This window comes from Curvibacter gracilis ATCC BAA-807 (assembly GCF_000518645.1).
Lineage (GTDB): Bacteria > Pseudomonadota > Gammaproteobacteria > Burkholderiales > Burkholderiaceae_C > Curvibacter > Curvibacter gracilis.
Genome location: NZ_JADZ01000016.1, coordinates 67,826 through 87,461, shown reverse-complemented (window position 1 = coordinate 87,461; position 19,636 = coordinate 67,826). Strand labels below are relative to the sequence as shown.

Below are 19,636 nucleotides of genomic sequence, written 5' to 3'. Positions count from 1 at the left end.
GAATTCTTGCCTGAGCGAACTGACCATGGATTCCAAACCCTCTGCTTCCCGCCCCTTTTCGGCCGAACACCGCGTGCTGACCGAACTCGACGAGGTGCGCCTGCGCCGTCTGCGTGAGCGCCAGCCCCTGCCCGAACCCCTGGCCAGCGCCCTGGCCACCGTGCTGGACGAGTCGGACGTCGTGCCCTCGCGCGACATCCCGCCCGGGGTGGTGACCATGCAGTCACGCGTCACGGTGCAGCCCGTCGATGGCGGGCCGCTGCGCCACATCACGCTGGCCTATCCTGCCGAGGCCCAGCCCGAAAAAGGCCAGTTGTCGGTGCTTTCACCCGTGGGCCTGGCCCTGCTGGGCTGGCCGGTGGGCCAGCCCGTGCAGTGGCAGACCCCGGACGGCCGCGAGGCCTGCTGGATCATCGTGTCCATCGAGTACCAACCCGAGGCGGCGGGGCATTTCACGGTCTGAGCCTGGTCTGAGCCCGGGCTGGCGCAGGAATGCGAAAATCCCCGCCCATGACCGACCTCCTCAAGATCACCCGCCCCGACGACTGGCACCTCCACGTGCGCGATGGCGACGCGCTGAACACCGTGGTGCCGCACACGGCCGCCCAGTTCGGGCGCGCCATCATCATGCCCAACCTCAAGCCACCGGTGACCACGGCCGAGCAGGCCCTGGCCTACCGGGACCGCATCCGCGCCGCCGTGCCGGCCGGCATGAGCTTCGAGCCGCTGATGACGCTGTACCTCACCGACAATCTGCCGCCCGAGGAGATCGTGCGCGCCAAGGCGGCCGGCGTGGTGGCCTGCAAGCTCTACCCCGCCGGGGCCACCACCAACAGCGATGCCGGTGTGACCGATCTGCGCAAGATCTACCCCACGCTCGAGGCCATGCAGCGCGAGGGACTGCTGCTGCTGGTGCATGGCGAGGTCACCTCGTCCGACATCGACCTGTTCGACCGCGAAGCCGTGTTCATCGAGACCCAGCTGATCCCGCTGCGCCGCGACTTCCCGGAACTCAAGATCGTGTTCGAGCACATCACCACCCGCGAAGCCGCCCAGTACGTGCAGGCGGCCGACCGCTTCACCGGCGCCACCATCACCGCCCACCATCTGCTGTACAACCGCAACGCCATCTTCACCGGCGGCATCCGCCCGCACTACTACTGCCTGCCCGTGCTCAAGCGCGAAACGCACCGCCAGGCCCTGGTGGAAGTGGCCACCGGTGGCAACCCCCGTTTCTTCCTGGGCACCGACAGCGCGCCGCACCCGGCCCACCTGAAGGAGCACGCCACGGGCTGCGCCGGCTGCTACACCGCGCACGCCGCCATCGAGCTGTATGCCGAGGCCTTTGACCGCGTGGGCCGGCTCGATCAGCTGGAAGCCTTCGCCAGCTTCAACGGGGCCGATTTCTACGGCCTGCCGCGCAACACCGGCCACATCACCTTGAAGCGCGAAAGCTGGACCCCGCCCGAGAGCTTCACCTTCGGTCAGGCCGAACTCAAGCCGCTGCGCGCCGGCGAAGCCCTGCCTTGGCGCCTGGTCTGATCGACATCGACTGGGAGGCCCCCTGGCTGGCCCCCTGGCGCGCCGTCGGCGAGCCGCTGGCCGCCACGGCGCTGGCCGGGGCTTCGGTGGCTGATGGGCTCAACCAGGCGGCCCAGGCGGCCGGGCTGGCGTGCCGCTTCCAGCCGCAGACCCAGGCCGCCGGTGCCGCCGCCTATGAGCAGGGCATCCACGAACAGGGCCTGGTGCCCACCCGCGACAACCTGCACGACTTCTTCAACGGCTTGTGTTGGCTGCATTGGCCTCTGGCCAAGCAGCAGCTCAACCGACTGCATGTGCGTGAGCTGGCCCGTCCTGCCCCGGGCCCGGCCCCCGGGCGCTCCCTGCGCGGGCCCGTGCGTGACGCCCTGACCGTCTTTGACGAGAACGCCGCCCTGCTGCAGGCCCCTGACCCGGTGTGGCAAGCCTTGCAGGAGCGCCGCTGGGCCGATCTGTTCGGGCCCTTGCGGCCCCTGTGGGGCGAGGCCCGGCTGCTGCTGTTCGGCCACGCCCTGCTGGAACAGTTGGTGCGCCCCTACAAGGCCATCACGGCCCATGTCTGGCGCGTGCCGGGCGAGTGCGACTTCCACCCCGCGGCCCTGGACGCCTGGCTGGCGGCCGATCTGACACCGACCAAGCTGGCCACCAAGCCCTTCGCGCCCTTGCCGGTGCTCGGGGTGCCGGGCTGGTGGGCGGCCAACGAGCAGCCGGGCTTCTACCAGGACAGCTGGGTGTTCCGGCCGGCCCGCCAACGCCCGCTGGAAGCGGGGCGTGGCGTGGTGCATGGTGCGGGGGCGGCCCATGACCGTCACCGTGCGCATTGAACGAGCGCACAGGGGTATTTCGCAGGGTCATTCCGCAGGAACTTTTCCCACTAAGATCCGTCTTCGGAACAAGGCCTGCGCAGGCCTGCACAAAGCACCACACAACAAAGCACATTGCGCAAGGGCCCTGGGAGCCGGTTGCCCGCCTGATCGGCGGCCCGGTCTCCAAGACCTGTCCGACAACCCTAGATGGAGCTTTGATGAAACGTATTCTTTTGCTGGTACTCACCAACGTGGCCGTGGTCGTGGTGCTGGGCATCGTGGCCAGCCTGCTGGGCGTGAACCGCTACCTCACGGCCAATGGCCTCAACCTGGGCGCGCTGCTGGGCTTTGCCCTGATCATGGGCTTTGGCGGTGCCTTCATTTCGCTGCTGATCAGCAAGCCCATGGCCAAGTGGACCTCGGGCGTGCGCGTGATCAACCAGCCCCAGTCGCCCGACGAGGCCTGGATCGTCGACACCGTGCGCCGTTTCTCTGAAAAGGCCGGCATCGCCATGCCCGAGGTGGGCATCTACGAAGGCGAGGCCAATGCCTTCGCCACTGGCGCCTTCAAGAACTCAGCCCTGGTGGCGGTGTCCACCGGCCTGCTGCAAGGCATGACGCGTGAAGAGGTCGAAGCCGTGATCGGCCACGAAATCGCCCACGTGGCCAACGGTGACATGGTCACCATGACCCTGATCCAGGGCGTGATGAACACCTTTGTGGTGTTCCTGTCGCGCGTCATCGGCTATGCCGTCGACAGCTTTCTGCGCAAGGGCGACGACGAGCGCTCGGGCCCTGGCATCGGCTACATGATCACCACCCTCGTGCTCGACATCCTGCTGGGCTTCCTGGCCTCGATGATCGTGGCCTGGTTCTCGCGCCAGCGCGAGTTCCGTGCCGATGCCGGTGCGGCCCAACTGATGGGGCGCAAGCAGCCCATGGTGCATGCCCTGGCCCGTCTGGGCGGCATGGTGCCGGGTGAGCTGCCCAAGAGCGTGGCCGCCATGGGCATCACCGGCAGCCTGGGCAAGCTGTTCTCCACCCACCCGCCGATCGAAGAGCGCATCGCGCGCCTCCAGGCCAGCTGATCCTGCCGGCTGATCCTTGTCGGCTCACAACAGGGCCTGCTTGTCCCATTGCGCCGGGTCCAGCCGCCAGCGGGCCCGCGGGGCCCGCAGCGCATGCGCTTCTCGGTAGGCCGAAGGCGTGCACCCGCAGTGGCGTGCAAACACCCGCCGGAAGGCATGGGGGTCGCTGTAGCCGCAGGCCAACGCGATGGTGGGCACGCTCTCCAGCGTGATCTCCAGCATCACCCGGGCGCGGGCGCAGCGCATCCGGTGCAACTGGTCCAGCGGGCTGCGGCCCAACTCCTGGCGGAAATGCCGCAGCAGGGTGCGTGGGCTCACCGCCGCAGCCGCCGCCAAGGTGGCCAGGTCGTAGGGCGCCTCCAGGTGCTGCTCCAGCCAGGCGATGGCCCGCGCCAGCGTGCTGTCCCGGGTCTTGCGGATCTGGGTGCTGGCCTGGGCTGCGGCCCGGCTGCGCTCGGGGTCGAACTCGAAGGCCGGGCGGCACAGCTGGGCCAGACCGGGCCCGGTGCTGTGCTCCAGCAGGGCGCAGACCAGCCCGCCCAACTGCTCGGCACCCGCAGCACTGAACCAGGGCGCCTCGGCCACGCAGGCCTGATCGGCCACCAGCATCACGTCCGGATGCTCGTCCCGGAACGCCGACGCGTAGAACCAGGGCAGCACCAGCGCACGGCCCGCAGCGCGTCCGGTGGCGGCGGCCAGCCAGGCGCTGTTGCCTTGGCAGGCCAGCAGGCCGCCGGCGTCCAGGGCCTGGCGCAGCGCTGCCACCAGCGCGCCCTGGCCCCGCACCAGGCTGCGCACGCTGGGGATGTCGGCCGCATGCATGGGGGGCAGGAACACGGCGTGTTGAATGGCGCCTTGTCCGCTGGGCGGGGCACTGCCCAGGTAATCCTCAAAACGGGAGGCCAGGGTGGGCAGCGCCGGGTGCAGGGCCGCGAGTGAGGCCGAGGGTGAGGCTGCAGGTGGGGCCGGTGGCCAGGCACCGCCCTCGGCTGTGAGCAGGCGCCAGCTGATGGGGGGCGCCAGCGCCCCCAGGCGCAATTGGGCCAGCATGCGCGCCGTGCGCAGCAGATCGATCAGCGTCAGGGCGCTGCCCAGCGTGGCCCGGGGCAGCAGCGGAATGTCCACATGCAAGCCCTGGTGGGGTGCCAGGGCGGTGGTTGGAGTGCGGGTGGACGGCATGGTTTTGCTAAGAGACGGCGGGCGTTGTGCTGGCAGTTTGGTCAGTGGCTATTTTGGCTGTAGCAATGGCGATTTCAGCGCCCTCTGTGTGACACGAGCGGCCCTAGCATGGACGTTTTCCAACAGCCCAAGGCGAACCCCCTCATGAAACTGCGCTCACCGTCTTCGTCCCGTCGTGCCGCCTTGGCGGCTGCCTCCCGTGCCCGCTGGGCCGCCACCAGCGTCTTGCTGGCCCTGGCCTCGGCCGCGCAGGCCCAGGGGGTGGATGCGTCCACCCTGCAGGCGCTGGATGCGCAGATCGCCAAGGTGTCGCCCCAGCTCGTGGCCTGGCGGCGCGACATCCATGCCCACCCCGAGCTGTCGGGGCAGGAGCTGCGCACGGCGGCCCTGGTGGCCGAGCACCTGCGCGGCCTGGGTCTGAGCGTGCAGACCGGGGTGGGGGGCACCGGCGTGGTGGCCACCCTGCAGGGCGCCCACCCGGGCAAGCTGGTGGCCTTGCGTGCCGACATGGACGCGCTGCCCGTGCCCGAGGGCACGGGCCTGCCCTTTGCCTCCCAGGTGAAGGCGCAGTACCAGGGCAAGGAGGTGCCGGTGATGCACGCCTGCGGGCACGACGGCCACACCGCCATCCTGATGGGCGTGGCCCAGGCCCTGGTGGCCATGAAGGGCCAGATCCACGGCTCCGTGCGCTTCATCTTCCAGCCCGCCGAAGAAGGCGCTCCGAGCGAGCCGGATGCCAAGGGCGTTTCCCCCAGCTTCGGTGCCAAGGCCATGATCGAGCAGGGCGTGCTCAAGGACGTGCAGGCCATCTACGGCCTGCACCTCACGGCCAACATTCCCTTCGGTGTGGCCGGCTACCGCAGCGGCCCGCTGATGGCCAGCGCCGACGACATCTACATCAATGTGCTGGGCCGCGGGGCGCATGGGTCGGCGCCCTGGGCCGGGGTCGATCCCATCGTGGCGGCCAGCCAGGTGGTGCTGGGCCTGCAGACCGTCGTGAGCCGCCAGCTCAACATCAGTGAAGAACCGGCCGTGCTGACGATTGGTGCCATCAACGGAGGCACCCGCTTCAACATCATCCCCGACAAGGTGGAGATGCAGGGCACCCTGCGCACCTTTGACGAGGCCATGCGCAGCGATGCTCAAAAGCGCATCCGCAACACGGCCCAGCTGATCGCCGAGAGCAGCGGCGCCAAGGCCGAGGTGCGCTTTGGCCCGGTGGCCTACCCGGTCACCGTGAACTCGCCCGCGCTCACCCAGGCGTCGGTGCCTGCTCTCAAGCAGGCCATGAACGGTCAGGCGGTCGTGGTGCCCAAGATCAGCGGCTCGGAAGACTTCTCTGAGTTCCAGAAGGTGGTGCCCGGTTTCTTCTACTTCCTGGGCGCCACCCCCAAGGGCCAGCAGGCCGCCACGGCGCCCTCCAACCATTCGCCGCGCTTTGATTTCAACGAAGACGCACTGCCCATGGGGGTGCGCTCCTTGAGCGTGCTGGCGCTGGATTTCCTCAACCGAAGCTGAGTTGGCGCGGCAGGCCACGGAAATTCCACTTGGCAGTGTCATACCGCTGAACTATTCTGGTGCTCCCTTTGTCACCCCTCTTGGAGCTTCGGTATGGCTTTGCTGGATTCGTCCCGGATTCGCCTGGCCCCGCGCCTGGCCTTGGCCTTTGGTGTGGTGTGCCTGGTGATGTCGTTGGCAGCGGGCATCGGCGTGTGGCGCCTGGTCCAGCTGCAAGGCATTGCGGACGACCTGGGCGGGGACTCCTCCGAGCGCGCCCTGCTGGCGCGCGAGTTGCACGCCATCGTGGTCATCAGCTCCAGCCGGGCTGAGACCCTGTTGCTGATTGACAACCCCGCCTTCGCCGCCCGCATCGATGCCGACCGCAAGGCCACCTCGGCGCGCTCGGCCGAGGTGCGCAAGCGCCTGGATGCGCTGGCCACCGATGCGGCCTCGCGCGATCTGTTCACGGCCATCGACCAGGCCGGCAACGCCTTTCGCGAAGCCCGCGACAAGCTCGTCAAGCAAAGAGCGGCCGGCGAGGCCATCGCAGAAGACGCGATCCGCACCCTGCTGCGACCCGCTGCCGAGCGCTATGCCGCTGCGGTGGATCAGCTGGCTGAGCACCAGCGCCAGCGCGTGGCCGAGGCCCGGACTGCCGCACTCAGCAGCCAGCGCCAGGGCATCAGCCTGCTGGTCACGGGTTCGGTGGTGGGTTTGCTGCTGAGCGTGGTCAGCGCCCTGTGGCTGGCCCGCTCGATCCTGCGCCCGGTGGACCAGGCCTCGGGCCTGGCGGCCCGCATCGCCCAGGGCGACCTGACCCAGCCGGTGCCGGCCGAGCAGGCCGGCCAGCGCGACGAGGTGCTGGCCTTGCTGGCGCGCCTGGGCCACATGCAGTCGCGCCTGGTGGAGTTGGTGGCCGGCATGCGCAGCGCCAGCGCCCAGGTGGCCAACGCCAGCCACGAGATCGCGGCGGGCAACAACGATTTTTCAGCCCGCACCGAGCAGACGGCCTCCAACCTCGAAGAGGTGGCGGCCAGCATGGAAGAGCTGCTCAGCACGGTGCAGCACAGCGCCGATTCGGCCCAGCAGGCCGAAGGCCTGGCCGCTTCGGCCAGCCAGGTGGCGGTTCAGGGGCGCGAGGTGGTGCAGCGTGTGGTGGCCACCATGGACGCGATCTCGGGCTCGTCGCGCCGCATCGCCGACATCACCAGCGTGATCGATGGCATTGCCTTCCAGACCAACATCCTGGCCTTGAATGCGGCGGTGGAAGCGGCCCGCGCCGGTGAGCAGGGTCGCGGCTTTGCCGTGGTGGCGGGCGAGGTGCGCGTGCTGGCCCAGCGCGCCGCCACCGCCGCCAAGGAGATCCGTGACCTGATCGCCAGCAGCGTCAGCGAGGTGGGCACCGGTGCCCAACTGGTGCAGCAGGCGGGCGCCACCATGGGGGACATCGTGGATTCGGTGGCGCGGGTGGGCACCATCGTGGCCGAACTCAGCCATTCGGCGCGCGAGCAGAGCACCGGGCTGGGTCAGGTCAACGAGGCGGTGGTGCGCCTGGACCAGATCACACAGCAGAACGCCGCGCTGGTGGAAGAGTCGGCCGCGGCCGCGCAAGGCCTGCGCAGCCAGGCCCAGCAACTGGCGGACCTGGTGGAAACCTTCCGTCTGCCGGGCACGGCCGGGGCGGCGCCACCGCTTCGGCTGAGCTGAACTGACCCCGCCTGAGCTGGGCTTCAGTGCTGCGGCGCGCCCAGCAGGCTTTTGGCCACCGCCTCACCCACCTTGATGCCATCCACCCCGGCCGACAGGATGCCGCCGGCGTAGCTGGCGCCTTCGCCGGCCGGAAACAGGCCGCGCGTGTTCAGGCTCTGGTAGTGCTCGTTGCGCGTCATCTTGAGCGGCGATGAGGTGCGGGTCTCGACCCCGGTCAGCACCGCGTCGTGCAGGTCAAAGCCCTTGATCTTGCGGCCGAAGGCCGGAAACGCCTCTCGCATGGCGGTGATGGCGTATTCGGGCAGGGCCAGCGACAGATCGCCCATCTTCACCCCCGGCTTGTACGAGGGCTCCACCGAGCCCAGCGCCGTGGACGGCCGCCCGGCCACCAGGTCACCCACCAACTGGCCGGGGGCTTCGTAATTGCTGCCGCCCAGTTCATAGGCGCGGGATTCGAGTTGGCGCTGCAGCACCACCCCGGCCAGCGGGTGCACGCTGCCGTCGGCAGGCAGCTGCCAGCGTTGTCGATCGCCCAGGGCCCACTCGAAGGCCGCGGCATCGCTGGGGTAGTCGACCGGGTCGATGCCCACCACGATGCCGGCGTTGGCATTGCGTTCATTGCGCGAGTACTGGCTCATGCCGTTGGTGACCACGCGCCCCGGCTCCGAGGTGGCCGCCACCACCGTGCCGCCCGGGCACATGCAGAAGCTGTACACCGCCCGCCCATTGCTGGCGTGGTGCACCAGCTTGTAATCGGCCGCGCCCAGCAGCGGGTGGCCGGCGTGGCGTCCCCAGCGGGCCCGGTCGATCAGGCTTTGCGGGTGCTCGACCCGGAAGCCGATCGAGAAGGGCTTGGCCTCCATGTAGACGCCGCGCTGGTGCAGCATGGCAAAGGTGTCGCGCGAACTGTGGCCCAGCGCCAGCACGGCGTGTTGTGTGGGCAGCTCGTAGGTCTGGCCGCTGGCCACGTCCAGCACCTTGAGGGCCCGCAGGCGCCGGCCCTCGGGGCCCTCGTCCACCCCCACATCGACCACGCGTTGTTCGAAGCGGATCTCGCCACCCAGGGCGATGATCTGTTCGCGCAAGGTCTCGACCACCTTCACCAGCTTGAAGGTGCCGATGTGCGGGCGCGCCACGTACAGGATCTCTTCTGGGGCGCCGGCCTGCACAAATTCTTCCATCACCTTGCGGCCCAGGTGGCGCGGGTCCTTGATCTGGCTGTACAGCTTGCCGTCCGAGAAGGTGCCCGCACCGCCTTCGCCGAACTGCACGTTCGATTCGGGGTTCAACACCTTCTTGCGCCACAGGCCCCAGGTGTCCTTGGTGCGTTGGCGCACCGTCTTGCCGCGCTCCAGCACGATGGGCTTGAAGCCCATCTGGGCCAGCACCAGGGCCGCAAAAATGCCGCAGGGCCCGAAGCCCACGACCACCGGGCGCTCATTGGCCTGGCTGGGAAAGCCTTCTGGCGCGTGGCCGGGGGGGTGCCACACCATGTCCGGCGTGGGCAGGATGTGCGGGTGCTGGGCATGCCGGGCCAGCAGGGCGGCTTCGGCGCTGGCGTCCTGCAGCGTCAGGTCGACGATGTACACCGTCAGCAGCTCGGGCTTGCGCGCATCGAAGCTGCGCTTGTGCACGTGCAGCGTGGCGATATCGGCCGGTGCAATGCCCAGTATCTGGGCTGCCTGGGCGCGCAGCGCCTCCACCGGCTGGGTGCTGCTGTCCTCGGGCAGGGTGGACAGGGGCAGCTTGAGTTCGGAGATTCGGATCATGGTCGGGCCGGCTTGTGTTGATCAAGCAAAAGGCAATGCGGGGCCCGGATTTTAAGGGGCCGCCCCGGCGGCCGCAAAAAAAGCGCCGGGCCTCACGGCCACGGCGCTGCTGCGGAGCTGGCCCAGCCCGATTTACGCGGGCAGGAAACCGTCCACCGACAGGTAGCGCTCACCCGTGTCGTAGTTGAAACCCAGCACCTTGGCGCCGGCCGGCAGTTCGGGCAGTTTCTGGGCGATGGCCGCCAGCGTGGCGCCGGAGGAGATGCCCACCAGAATGCCTTCTTCGCGGGCCGAGCGGCGCGCGTACTCGCGGGCGGCCTCGGCTTCGACCTGGATCACGCCGTCCAGCAGGCTGGTGTCGAGGTTCTTCGGAATGAAGCCCGCGCCGATGCCCTGGATCGGGTGCGGTGCCGGAGCGCCGCCCGAGATCACGGGCGAGGCCGTGGGCTCGACCGCAAACACCTTGAGCTGGGGAAACTTCGCCTTCAGCACGCGAGCCGTGCCGGTGATGTGGCCGCCGGTGCCCACACCGGTGATCAGCACGTCCAGCCCGTCAGGGAAGTCGGCCAGGATCTCTTGCGCGGTGGTGCGCACGTGCACCTCGATGTTGGCCGGGTTCTCGAACTGCTGCGGAATCCAGGCGCCCGGGGTCTGGGCGGCCAGCTCTTCGGCGCGGGCGATCGCGCCCTTCATGCCTTTTTCGCGTGGGGTCAGGTCGAAGCTGGCGCCATAGGCCAGCATCAGGCGGCGGCGCTCGATCGACATGCTGTCGGGCATCACCAGGATCAGCTTGTAACCCTTGACGGCCGCAACCATGGCCAGGCCCACACCGGTGTTGCCCGAGGTGGGCTCGATGATGGTGCCACCGGGCTGCAGGCGGCCCGATTTTTCGGCGTCTTCGATCATGGCCAGCGCAATGCGGTCCTTGATCGAGCCCCCCGGGTTGCCGCGCTCGGACTTGACCCACACCTGGGCCGAAGGGCCGAACAGGCGGTTGATGCGCACATGGGGGGTGTTGCCAATGGTCTGAAGGATGTTGTCGGCTTTCATGCGGACTCCAAGGTAGAGAGGTTGCAAGACGCGGGGACGCGGGGGGATCGGGCCGCAAGCGGCCCGTGACCCGCACATTCTGCCGTGCTTGATGGTGCGTTGTCCGACTAAGCTCATGTCTTGCCGTCATAATGGCGCCCGTGAAGTCAGCCAGACCGCCGCTGGTGCTAGCCGAAAGGGCGGCGACGCAAGTCGCCGTGTGGAAACACCGCACTGGAGGAACGTCCGGACTGCACAGGACAGCGTAGGAGCTAACGGCTCTCCACCGTGAGGTGAGGATCAGAGCAACAGAGACGAGTCTGTTCGGCCACTCCAGACCAAGGTGTTCTGGGGGCTGTGGCGCAAGCCACAGTGGGGTCGGTGTCAACCGACCCGGTCACGCGCAAGCGTGATCCCCCCAGCCACCCTGATCGGGAACCGATCAGGGTGAAACGGGCAATCTCTACGCGCAGCAATACCAAGTAGGCCAACGTTGATGTGGTTCCGCAGAGTTGGCGGGTAGGTAGCATCGAGCCGGGTGGGTGACCCTCGGCCCAGAGTAATGGCGGTCACGCCGTGCGCAAGCACGGTGCACAGAATCCGGCTTATCGGCTGACTTCACACTTTATTTCAATCGTTTCCACGCCGCTGGAATTCCTCGAAACCCCCGGTCGGACCGGGCGTTCGACCTGTTTTTCTCTTTATCGACTTCCGTTTCTGCCATTTTCGTTCGCCAGCCGTGGTGTTGGGTTGGCATGATTTTCTGTGGATTGATTTTTATTATCTCGGCGATGCCCCTGCCATGATCGGGGCCTGAATATCTTGCTTCTAGAATCATTTTCCCTTCATTGATTGGATTTTGATTTTCATGAGAAATTTTGTGCTTCGTTCTGTAAGTGCTGTAATGGTTTCTGCTTTTGTGGCAGGTGCTGCTTCGGCGGATGTGCTGACGCGTGATAATGGCGCCCCGGTGGGTGATAATCAAAACTCCCAGACGGCAGGTGCCACAGGCCCCACCTTGCTGCAAGATGTTCACCTGATCCAGAAGCTGCAGCGCTTTGACCGTGAACGCGTGCCCGAGCGCGTGGTCCACGCACGTGGCGCCGGTGCCTACGGGGTGTTCAAGGCCACCGCCGATGTGGCCGAATTGACCCGTGCCAAGGTCTTCACGCCCGGGCTGGAAACCCCGGTCTTCGTGCGTTTCTCGACCGTGGTGCACGGCCAGCATTCTCCCGAAACCCTGCGTGATCCACGCGGTTTTGCCACCAAGTTCTATACCAGCGAAGGCAATTGGGATCTGGTCGGCAATAACCTGCCGGTGTTCTTTATTCGCGATGCCATCAAGTTCCCGGACATGGTGCATTCGCTGAAGCCGGCGCCCGACACGAATTTGCAGGATCCGAATCGGTTTTTTGATTTCTTCTCGCATGTGCCCGAGGCCACCCACATGCTGACGCGGCTTTATTCGGATTATGGAACCCCCAAGGGCTACCATTTGATGGATGGCAACAGCGTGCATGCCTACAAAATGGTGAATGCCAAGGGCCAGTATGTGTATGTCAAATTCCATTGGGCCTCGGTGCAGGGCGAGCACAACCTGAGTGCGGCCGAAGCCAGTGCCCTGCAGGCGCAGGATTTCAACCACGCCACCCGCGCCCTGATGCAGGAGATCGAACGCGGCCGATTCCCGCAGTGGGATCTGTACGTGCAGGTGCTGCGCCCCGAGCAGCTCAACAGCTTTGACTTCAACCCGCTGGACCCGACCAAGATCTGGACCGGTGTGCCGGAGCGCAAGCTGGGCACCATGACGCTGAACCGCAACCCGGCCAACGTGTTCCAGGAGACCGAGCAGGCCGCGTTTGCGCCCTCCAACCTGGTGCCGGGCATCGAGGCCTCGGAAGACCGCCTGCTGCAGGGCCGTGTGTTCTCGTACGCCGACACCCAGATGCACCGGGTGGGCGTGAATGCGCTGCAACTGCCGGTGAACCGCCCGCGCAACGAGGTGGTCTCGAACAACCAGGATGGCGCGATGAACGCCGGTCAGCGCAGTGGCTCGGTCAACTACGAGCCCAGCCGCCAGGTCAATGTGAAGGACGACGCGCAGTTCAAGTCCAGCGCCTTGCCGCTGGCCGGCAGCACGCAGCAAGCGGCCATCAGCAAGACCCTGAACTTCCGCCAGGCCGGCGAGTTCTACCGCAGCCTCAGCCCGGCCGAGCGCAAGAACCTGGTGTCCAACCTGGCCGGCGATCTGGGCCAGGTGAAGAACGCTGAAACCCGTGACACGGTGCTGGCCTTCTTCTACAAGGCCGACGCCGACTACGGCCGGGCCATCGCCCAGGCCCTGTCGGTCGATCCGGCCTCGATCCAGCGCCGCGCGGCCCGCCTCAGCGAGTAAGCCGCCTGGCGCAAGCCGTGGGCCCGCTCAGAACTTCTCGTGCGGGCCCATGAAGCGCCACTGGCCGGGCTCCAGCCCGGTCAGCCCCACCCGGCCCAAGCGGGTGCGGCGCAGCGCCTGGGGCCGCAGGCCGGCCTGGGCGCACAAGGCCAGCACCCCTTGGGCGCTGCTGGCCTTCAGGGCAAAGCGCAGCCGCGTGCCCTGCGGCCCGCGCGCATTCAGACTCACCTTGCCCACCACCGGCACCTGGGGCCACAGGCGGGCCTGCTGCAGGCGTGCCGCCAATTGGTCGATGGCCTCGTTGGTCAACTGGCCCGGCAACTCCAGCATGAACTCCTGCTCGATCTCGGCTTCGTCCTCCAGCAGGCGCCGCCGCATGCGGCCGTCCTGCGTGAACACCACCAGACCGGTGGCCAGGCCCTCCAGCCCGGCAATGGCCTGCTGCTGGGTGAAGTGACGTTTCAGCACCCGCACCGGAAACCGGCTGATCGGGTCGCTGCCTTGCAGGGCCTGCGCATCGCAGGGGGTCTTGGGGTCGGGCCGGTACCACAGCAGGGTGGCCGGCGGCACGCTTTCGGGGCGCGCCTGCGGGTCGACCAGCACCTCGTCGGTGCCAGGGCTCACGCGGTGCTGCGGCTCCTCCACGATCTGCCCGTTGACCTTCACCCAACCGCCCTCGATCAGCAATTCGGCCTCGCGGCGTGAGCAGGCGGCCTGGTCGGCCACGTGTTTGGAGAGTCGGATGGGGTCGGTCATGGGGGGAGGGGGTGTCGCGTCTGGAGGGCTGGGGGGCTGGGGGGCTGGGGGGCTGGGGGGCTGGGGGGCCGAGTTTACGCGTCTGGCGGGAGCGTGTGTCAGGCCTGCAGATGGGCCAGCCATTCTGCGGCAGCCCGAAGCTGGATCCGGCCGAGATCCGCCTCGACCTGGCATTCACGCAGCAGTTGCACCGCTTGGGCTTCTGGCCATGCGTCGGCAAACCGGGCCAAGGCACGATGGGGCTTGGCATCGCTCAACTTGCATTCGATCAGGTGCGTCAGGCTTTCGCCTTCGCTGAGGACAAAGTCCACCTCGGCCCCGTCTTTGGTGCGGATGTAGTGCAGGCCGCTGGCGCTGCCTCGGCTGTCCTGCTGCCACTGAACCTGCTTGAGCAGGTGACAGGCCACCAAGTTCTCGAAGCGCAGGCCCTCGTCACCCAGCACCAGCCCGTTGTCATAGAAGTAGACCTTGGGCGATTGCAAGGTGGCGCGGGCGATGTTGTGGTGCCAGGGGCGCACGACGAAGACGATGAACAAGGCCTCCAGGATGTCCAGGTAGCGGGCCAGGGTGCTGGGCGACACCTGCAGGTCACGCGCCAGAGAGGCCAGCGACAGCGGAGAACCCACCCGTGAGCGCAGCATTTCGGCAAACAGACGCATGGCCCGAATGTCCTGCAGGCGCGAGAACTCCAGCACGTCTTCGCGCACCAGGCCTTCAAAATAGCCCGCGCGCCAGCGCTGGACCTGCTCGTCGGTCTCGGCCAGGGCCGGCTCTGGAAAGCCCCCTCGGCTCAGCAGATGGGTCAAAGCCTGGGCGGGTTGGGCGTGTTGCTGCCCACACCACTCGCGCACCGACAAGGGCAGCAGACGCCAGCGCAAGGTCCGGCCGGCCAGAGAGTCGCCAGCCTGGCGGAAGGTTTCCAGCCGGGCGCTGCCGGTGACCAGGACCTGCTGTTCGGGTGGGCGGCCATCGCACACGCCCTTGAGCCAGGACTTCCAGTGGGGCATCTTGTGGATTTCATCGAACACCAGCAGCGGCGCGCTCTGGCGCCAGCTTCGGGCCGTGATCACGGCCCGGTGGGCCGCCACGTCGTAGTTCAGGTATTGGCTGCCCGGGCGATCCGCCATCAGTTGCTGACTCAGCGTGGTCTTGCCGACCTGCCTGGGGCCGCTGAGCAGCACGACCTTGCGCAGCAGGTCGTGTTGAATCAGTGGCATCAAGTCGCGTTGCATGCGACTATTTTATCGGCCACTGGAAGAAAGTCGCGACTTTTTTCCAGTCGGCTGCAAAAAAGTCGCAGTTTTGGACTTCAGCCCAATGTCGCCTCCAGGCTGCGCAAGCGCTCCACATGGGCCAGCAGCGAGCGCTTGGCCACCGGCCACAGGCGGGTCGGTACGTCGGCGTAGGCGAGTTCCACCCATTCTTCGGGCGTGCCCTTGGGGCGTTCGCGCATGGCGGCCAGCACCTTGGCCTCGCGCTGCAGGCGGTGTGCCTTGAGCTGGGCGATGGCGGCCCGCGCCTGGCCCAGCACGTAGCCGTGGGCGGGCAGGATGAAGTCCGCGCCCGCACGCTCGCAGGCCTGGTCGAGCAGATCGAGTGAGTTGATGTAGTCCGCCATGTTGCCGTCGGGTGGGTCGACCACGGTGGTGCTGCCATTGAGGATGTGGTCGCCCGAGAACAGCAGGCCGTCTTCCAGCAACAGCAGGCACAGGTGGTTGGCCGCGTGGCCCGGGGTGTGCAGCACCTCCAGGGTGTGGCGAGGGGCGGCATCGCCCGGGGCCTGCAGCAGCAGGCGTTCGCCATGGGCCAGCGCCCGCTCGGGGCTGAATTCGCTGGCGGCGCGGGCGGTGGGGGCCGAGGCCAGGCCCAGGATGTCGGGCACCGGGCGGCCATGGCGGCGGCACAGGGCCTGCAGTGGCGCGGCGCCGGGCGAGTGGTCGGGGTGCGAATGCGTGCACACGATGTGGCGGATGTCGCCACCGGCGGCGCGCCAGAGCTTTTCCAGGTGTTCGGCATCGGCCGGGCCGGGGTCGATGGCGATGTAGCCGGTGTCGGGGTCGCCCACCAGGTAGCTGTTGGTGCCCGGGCCGGTCATCACGCCGGGGTTGGGGGCGGTCAGGCGCTGCACGTTCTTCAACAGCGGCACCGGCCGCTCGGTCTGCCATTCCAGTTCGTGCACGATCTGTCCGTCGGGGCAGACCAGGGCCAGTTCGCCATAAGGCTGCTCATGCTCCATGTAGCGGGCTTCGTGGCCATTGAGCAGGCCGGCGCGCGGGCAACTGGTCCACAGCGGCTGTTCGCTGGCGCAGGCGGCCAGCACCGCATCGACCGTGGTGTAGCCCTGCAGCCGCTCCAGGGTGCGGATGGTCGGGAAGATGATGAAGAACTGGCCGGCGGCGTGCCGGGCCAGGGCCTCGGCCGGGCTGACCCACACCGGCTCGAACTGCTCGGCCTCGTCGGCCACCGGGGTCTGGTCGGCCGGCATGCGGGCCACCAGAAAGGGCACGTCAAAGCGCCGCGGCAGGTCGCGGTCGGTGATCCAGTGCGCCAGCACAAACACCTGGTCGGCCGCCATCTGCAGGCCCAGGGCCTGGCATTGGGCGGCAAAGGGCTGGCTGCGGTCCAGCTGGGCAATGGTGGCGGCATCGGCCGCGCGGCCGTCGGCCTGCCAGGCCAGCAGCACGCCCAGCTCCTCGAAACTCTCGCGGATGGCGGCGATGGCGCGCGTCAGGTTCAGATCGCTCTGGCCTGGGCGGCGCCGGGCCTGGGCATGCGAGGCTGCGTCCGTCGCGTCAATTCCGCCGCCTGGAAACACATAGGCCCCCGGGGCAAAGCTGGCGCTCATCGAGCGCCGGGTCATCAGCACCTCGATGCCGGGCTGGCCCTCGGGGCCGGTGGCATCGCGCAGCAGCAGCACGGTGGCAGCGGGGCGCAGGGGGGCGGGTTCGCGTGAAGGGTGCAAAAGCTGGCTTGAACGGGTCATGCGGGCCATTATCGGCAGCGCTGCTGCGGGCACTGACACCTTCAGGACTGGGGTTTCCCCCAGGCCACCGGGGCCGGCACGGCGCTTGCACGCGCCTGGCGTGGCATAAGCAAAGACCTGTGCGGCATGAGCATCTGGTCACAATGCGGCAGTTCATTTTTCACCCCTGGCTGATATTTCGGGAGAGCCCACATGACAGAAACCTTTCGCCCATCCTTGTTGCGGCACGGCCTGAGCTGGCTGGCCGCCGGCCTGCTGGGCGTGGCCGGGTCCGCGCTGGCCCAGGGCGGCGACTGGCCGCAACACCCGCTGACCCTGGTGATGACCTTTCCGGCCGGTTCGGGTGTCGATGTGGTGGCACGCCACATCCAGGAGCCCCTGGGCAAGCAACTGGGCCAGCCCGTGGTGATCGACTACAAGGCCGGTGCGGCCGGCAACATCGCCAGCGAGTATGTGGCCCGGGCCAAGCCCGATGGCTACACCCTGGTGTTCGGCACCGCGGCCACCCATGGCAGCAATGCGGCGCTGTACAAGAAGCTGTCGTTCGATGTCGAGAACGACTTCGTGCCGGTGGCCCCGGTGCTGGACGTGTCCAATGTGCTCACCATCAACCCCGATGTGATCAACGTGAAGACGCTCAAGGAGTTCGTCGATCTGGTCAAGGCCAACCCCGGCAAGTACAACTTTGCCTCTACCGGCAACGGCACCGGCACCCACATGGCCTTTGCCGAGTTCAACTCGCGGGTCGGCCTGGACATGATCCACGTGCCGTACAAGGGCGGCCCCGAGGCCATGACCGCGGTGCTGCGTGGCGAGACCTGCTGCATCATGAACCAGGTGCAGACCGTGTTGAACCAGTACAAGGCCGGCAAGGTGCGCCTGCTGGGCGTGACCACTGCCAAGCGCGTGGGCGCGGTGTCCGAGGTGCCCACCATCGCCGAAAGCGGCCTGCCCGGCACCAAGGGCTTCGACAGCTCGATCTGGTTCGGCATCTTTGCCCCCAAGGGCACCGATGCGCGCACCGTGCAGCGCCTCAACAGTGCGGTGCAGGCGGTGCTGGAGAACCCCGAGGTCAAGGCCAAGCTCGAGGGGGCGGGCAACAGCGTGCGCCTGGAGAACCCCGAGCAGTTCAAGGCCACCGTCAAGGCCAACCGCCTCAAATGGGCCGAGGTGGTGAAAGCCGCCCACATCACCCTGGAGTGAACCCCGGTCTGCGGCCCCGGCTTTCGCTGCGGCGCCGGAAGCCCCGATAATCGGGGCATGCAGATCCGCTTCACCAAGATGCAGGGTGCCGGCAATGATTTCGTCGTGCTCGACGAGACCGCCGCCCGCCTGCCCCTGAGCCCGGCGCACTACCGCTACTTGGCCGACCGCCACTTCGGCGTGGGCGCCGACCAGATCCTGACCGTGCGCCCCAGCCCCGCGCCCGGCATCGATTTCGAATACATCATCCACAACGCCGACGGCGGCGAGGTCGAGCAGTGCGGCAACGGCTCGCGCTGCTTTGCCCGCTATGTGCGCGACAAAGGCCTGACCACCAAGGACGCGATCCGCGTGCACACCCGGGCCGGCGTCATCGAGCCCGTGCTCAACCCCGATGGCCGCGTCACCGTCGACATGGGCGCGCCGGTGTTCGAGCTGGCCGACATCCCCTTTGACGCCACCGGCCTGCAGGCCCGCCCCGAGGGCGCGTGGCAGCTGTGGCCCCTGGCCCTGGCGGGCCAGCCCGCGCTCGATGCGGTGGCTGCGGCCGTGGTCTCCATGGGCAACCCCCACGCCGTGACCCTGGTGGCCGATGTGGACACCGCCCCGGTGGCCAGCGTAGGCCCCCTGGTGGAAAGCCACCCGCGCTTTCCGCGCCGGGTCAACGTGGGCTTTTTGCAGGTGGTGTCGCGCAGCCAGGTGCGCCTGCGCGTGTTCGAGCGTGGCACGGGCGAAACCCTGGCCTGTGGCACCGGCGCCTGTGCGGCCGTGGTGGCCGGCATCCGCCTGGGCCTGCTCGACGCCCGTGTCGACGTGCAGACCCGCGGCGGGCAACTGACCATCGAATGGGCCGGCCTGGGCCAGCCCGTGCGCATGACCGGCCCCGCCGTGACCGTGTTCGAGGGCCAGATCGATGTGCCCGACCACCTCTGATTTTTTCTGACCGTCTTCTTGAGCCCGCCCTCCCCATGACCGCAATCCAAACCCCTGGCATGAACCCGATCACCGAAGACGACATTGCCAACTACCTGGCCAACTCGCCCGATTTCTTCGAGCGCCACGCCGAGGTGCTGGCCAGCGTGCAGATGACCAGCCCGCATGGCAACCGGGCCGTCAGCCTGCAAGAGCGCCAGGCCGAGATGCTGCGCGACAAGATCAAGACGCTCGAAGGCCGCATCATGGACATGATCCGGCACAGCAACGAGAACGCCATCATTGCCGACAAGCTGCAGCGCTGGGCGCTGGGCCTGCTGCGCACCGAAAACCCGCTGGAGCTGCCCGAGCGCATCGCGGCCGATGTGCGCAGCCAGTTCCAGGTGCCGCAGGTGGCCATCAAGGTGTGGGGCGTGTCCGCCGCGCACGCCGAGCAGCCCTTTGCCCTGGGCGTGAGCGATGACGCCAAGACCTTCGCCTCGTCCCTGACGGCCCCGTTCTGCGGCGCCAACCCAGGCTTCGAGGCGGTGCAGTGGCTGGCCGAGCCGGCGGCCGTGGTCTCGCTGGCCCTGCTGCCGCTGCGCGTGGGCGCCATCGGCAGCGCCTCGCCGGCCTTCGGCATGCTGGTGCTGGCCTCGCCCGACCCGCAGCGCTTCCACAGCGGCATGGGCACCGACTTCCTGGAGCGCATGTCCGAACTGGCCAGCGCCGCCCTGACGCGTCTGCGCGACTGAGCGGCCCTGTGG

The 19,636-nt window shown here is 67.9% G+C and carries 17 protein-coding genes and 1 other RNA gene; 11 read left to right on the top strand and 7 right to left on the bottom strand.

The annotated features are described in order from the left end of the window. Nucleotides 1–25 precede the first annotated feature (25 nt). The 4 genes from rnk to htpX all read left to right on the top strand — a co-directional run bounded on the left by rnk (nucleotide 26) and on the right by htpX (nucleotide 3,433). Nucleotides 26–463 (top strand): nucleoside diphosphate kinase regulator, encoded by a 438-nt coding sequence (gene rnk, locus L880_RS0114335; RefSeq protein ID WP_051443308.1) that lies wholly within the window; start codon nucleotides 26–28, stop codon nucleotides 461–463. Nucleotides 464–510: 47 nt separating this feature from the next. Further along, nucleotides 511–1,542, top strand: coding sequence for a dihydroorotase (pyrC, locus tag L880_RS0114330; RefSeq protein ID WP_043329496.1), 1,032 nt, complete (start codon nucleotides 511–513; stop codon nucleotides 1,540–1,542). Continuing rightward, the gene (locus L880_RS0114325; RefSeq protein WP_027476265.1) at nucleotides 1,527–2,363 is read left to right on the top strand and encodes a DUF3025 domain-containing protein; all 837 of its coding nucleotides are present in this window, start codon (nucleotides 1,527–1,529) and stop codon (nucleotides 2,361–2,363) included. Before pyrC ends, L880_RS0114325 begins: the two co-directional genes overlap by 16 nt. Before the next feature lie 200 nt (nucleotides 2,364–2,563). Then, complete coding sequence (gene htpX, locus L880_RS0114320) at nucleotides 2,564–3,433, top strand: protease HtpX (RefSeq protein WP_027476264.1); 870 nt, start codon at nucleotides 2,564–2,566, stop codon at nucleotides 3,431–3,433. 24 nt (nucleotides 3,434–3,457) lie between these two features. Here the strand turns inward: htpX and L880_RS0114315 are convergent, their stop codons facing one another. After that, entirely contained in the window at nucleotides 3,458–4,612 is a 1,155-nt protein-coding gene (locus L880_RS0114315; protein ID WP_027476263.1) for a helix-turn-helix domain-containing protein, read from the bottom strand. A 144-nt stretch (nucleotides 4,613–4,756) separates the two neighbouring features. On the opposite strand from L880_RS0114315, the gene L880_RS0114310 reads away from it, so the two are divergent. Continuing rightward, nucleotides 4,757–6,130 carry an amidohydrolase gene (locus L880_RS0114310; protein ID WP_084461325.1) on the top strand — a complete coding sequence of 458 codons (1,374 nt, stop codon included), beginning with the start codon at nucleotides 4,757–4,759 and terminating at the stop codon, nucleotides 6,128–6,130. A 93-nt stretch (nucleotides 6,131–6,223) separates the two neighbouring features. After that, on the top strand, nucleotides 6,224–7,819 hold the full coding sequence (locus L880_RS0114305) for a methyl-accepting chemotaxis protein (RefSeq protein ID WP_027476261.1): 1,596 nt from the start codon (nucleotides 6,224–6,226) through the stop codon (nucleotides 7,817–7,819). Nucleotides 7,820–7,842: 23 nt separating this feature from the next. Here the strand turns inward: L880_RS0114305 and L880_RS0114300 are convergent, their stop codons facing one another. Both L880_RS0114300 and cysK read right to left on the bottom strand, forming a co-directional pair. After that, nucleotides 7,843–9,591: an NAD(P)/FAD-dependent oxidoreductase gene (locus tag L880_RS0114300; protein ID WP_027476260.1), complete on the bottom strand. Its 1,749-nt coding sequence runs from the start codon at nucleotides 9,589–9,591 to the stop codon at nucleotides 7,843–7,845. Between the two features lie 132 nt (nucleotides 9,592–9,723). After that, nucleotides 9,724–10,641, bottom strand: a complete 918-nt coding sequence (cysK, locus tag L880_RS0114295) for a cysteine synthase A (protein WP_027476259.1) — start codon at nucleotides 10,639–10,641, stop codon at nucleotides 9,724–9,726. A 142-nt stretch (nucleotides 10,642–10,783) separates the two neighbouring features. Here cysK and rnpB point away from each other — a divergent pair. Further along, nucleotides 10,784–11,244: RNase P RNA component class A (rnpB, locus tag L880_RS34410), an RNA gene on the top strand. A gap of 1 nt (nucleotide 11,245) precedes the next feature. Here the strand turns inward: rnpB and L880_RS36390 are convergent. Next, complete coding sequence (locus tag L880_RS36390) at nucleotides 11,246–11,656, bottom strand: hypothetical protein (protein ID WP_245615167.1); 411 nt, start codon at nucleotides 11,654–11,656, stop codon at nucleotides 11,246–11,248. Here L880_RS36390 and L880_RS0114290 point away from each other — a divergent pair. Next, nucleotides 11,540–13,015 (top strand): catalase, encoded by a 1,476-nt coding sequence (locus L880_RS0114290; RefSeq protein WP_245615163.1) that lies wholly within the window; start codon nucleotides 11,540–11,542, stop codon nucleotides 13,013–13,015. The genes L880_RS36390 and L880_RS0114290 overlap by 117 nt on opposite strands. A 27-nt stretch (nucleotides 13,016–13,042) precedes the next feature. Here L880_RS0114290 and L880_RS0114285 read toward each other — a convergent pair whose 3' ends face one another. From L880_RS0114285 to L880_RS0114275, 3 genes are all read right to left on the bottom strand, one after another. Beyond that, the gene (locus tag L880_RS0114285) at nucleotides 13,043–13,771 is read right to left on the bottom strand and encodes a S4 domain-containing protein (protein WP_027476257.1); all 729 of its coding nucleotides are present in this window, start codon (nucleotides 13,769–13,771) and stop codon (nucleotides 13,043–13,045) included. A gap of 98 nt (nucleotides 13,772–13,869) precedes the next feature. Then, nucleotides 13,870–15,003 carry an ATP-binding protein gene (locus tag L880_RS0114280; protein ID WP_027476256.1) on the bottom strand — a complete coding sequence of 378 codons (1,134 nt, stop codon included), beginning with the start codon at nucleotides 15,001–15,003 and terminating at the stop codon, nucleotides 13,870–13,872. Nucleotides 15,004–15,080: 77 nt separating this feature from the next. After that, complete coding sequence (locus tag L880_RS0114275) at nucleotides 15,081–16,754, bottom strand: MBL fold metallo-hydrolase (RefSeq protein WP_027476255.1); 1,674 nt, start codon at nucleotides 16,752–16,754, stop codon at nucleotides 15,081–15,083. A 192-nt stretch (nucleotides 16,755–16,946) separates the two neighbouring features. On the opposite strand from L880_RS0114275, the gene L880_RS0114270 reads away from it, so the two are divergent. The 3 genes from L880_RS0114270 to L880_RS0114260 are packed head-to-tail and all read left to right on the top strand — an operon-like array spanning nucleotide 16,947 to nucleotide 19,624. Beyond that, nucleotides 16,947–17,957 carry a Bug family tripartite tricarboxylate transporter substrate binding protein gene (locus L880_RS0114270; protein ID WP_027476254.1) on the top strand — a complete coding sequence of 337 codons (1,011 nt, stop codon included), beginning with the start codon at nucleotides 16,947–16,949 and terminating at the stop codon, nucleotides 17,955–17,957. Nucleotides 17,958–18,014: 57 nt separating this feature from the next. After that, nucleotides 18,015–18,890: a diaminopimelate epimerase gene (gene dapF, locus L880_RS0114265; RefSeq protein WP_027476253.1), complete on the top strand. Its 876-nt coding sequence runs from the start codon at nucleotides 18,015–18,017 to the stop codon at nucleotides 18,888–18,890. Between the two features lie 35 nt (nucleotides 18,891–18,925). Beyond that, nucleotides 18,926–19,624 (top strand): DUF484 family protein, encoded by a 699-nt coding sequence (locus tag L880_RS0114260; RefSeq protein ID WP_019574121.1) that lies wholly within the window; start codon nucleotides 18,926–18,928, stop codon nucleotides 19,622–19,624. Nucleotides 19,625–19,636 lie beyond the last annotated feature (12 nt).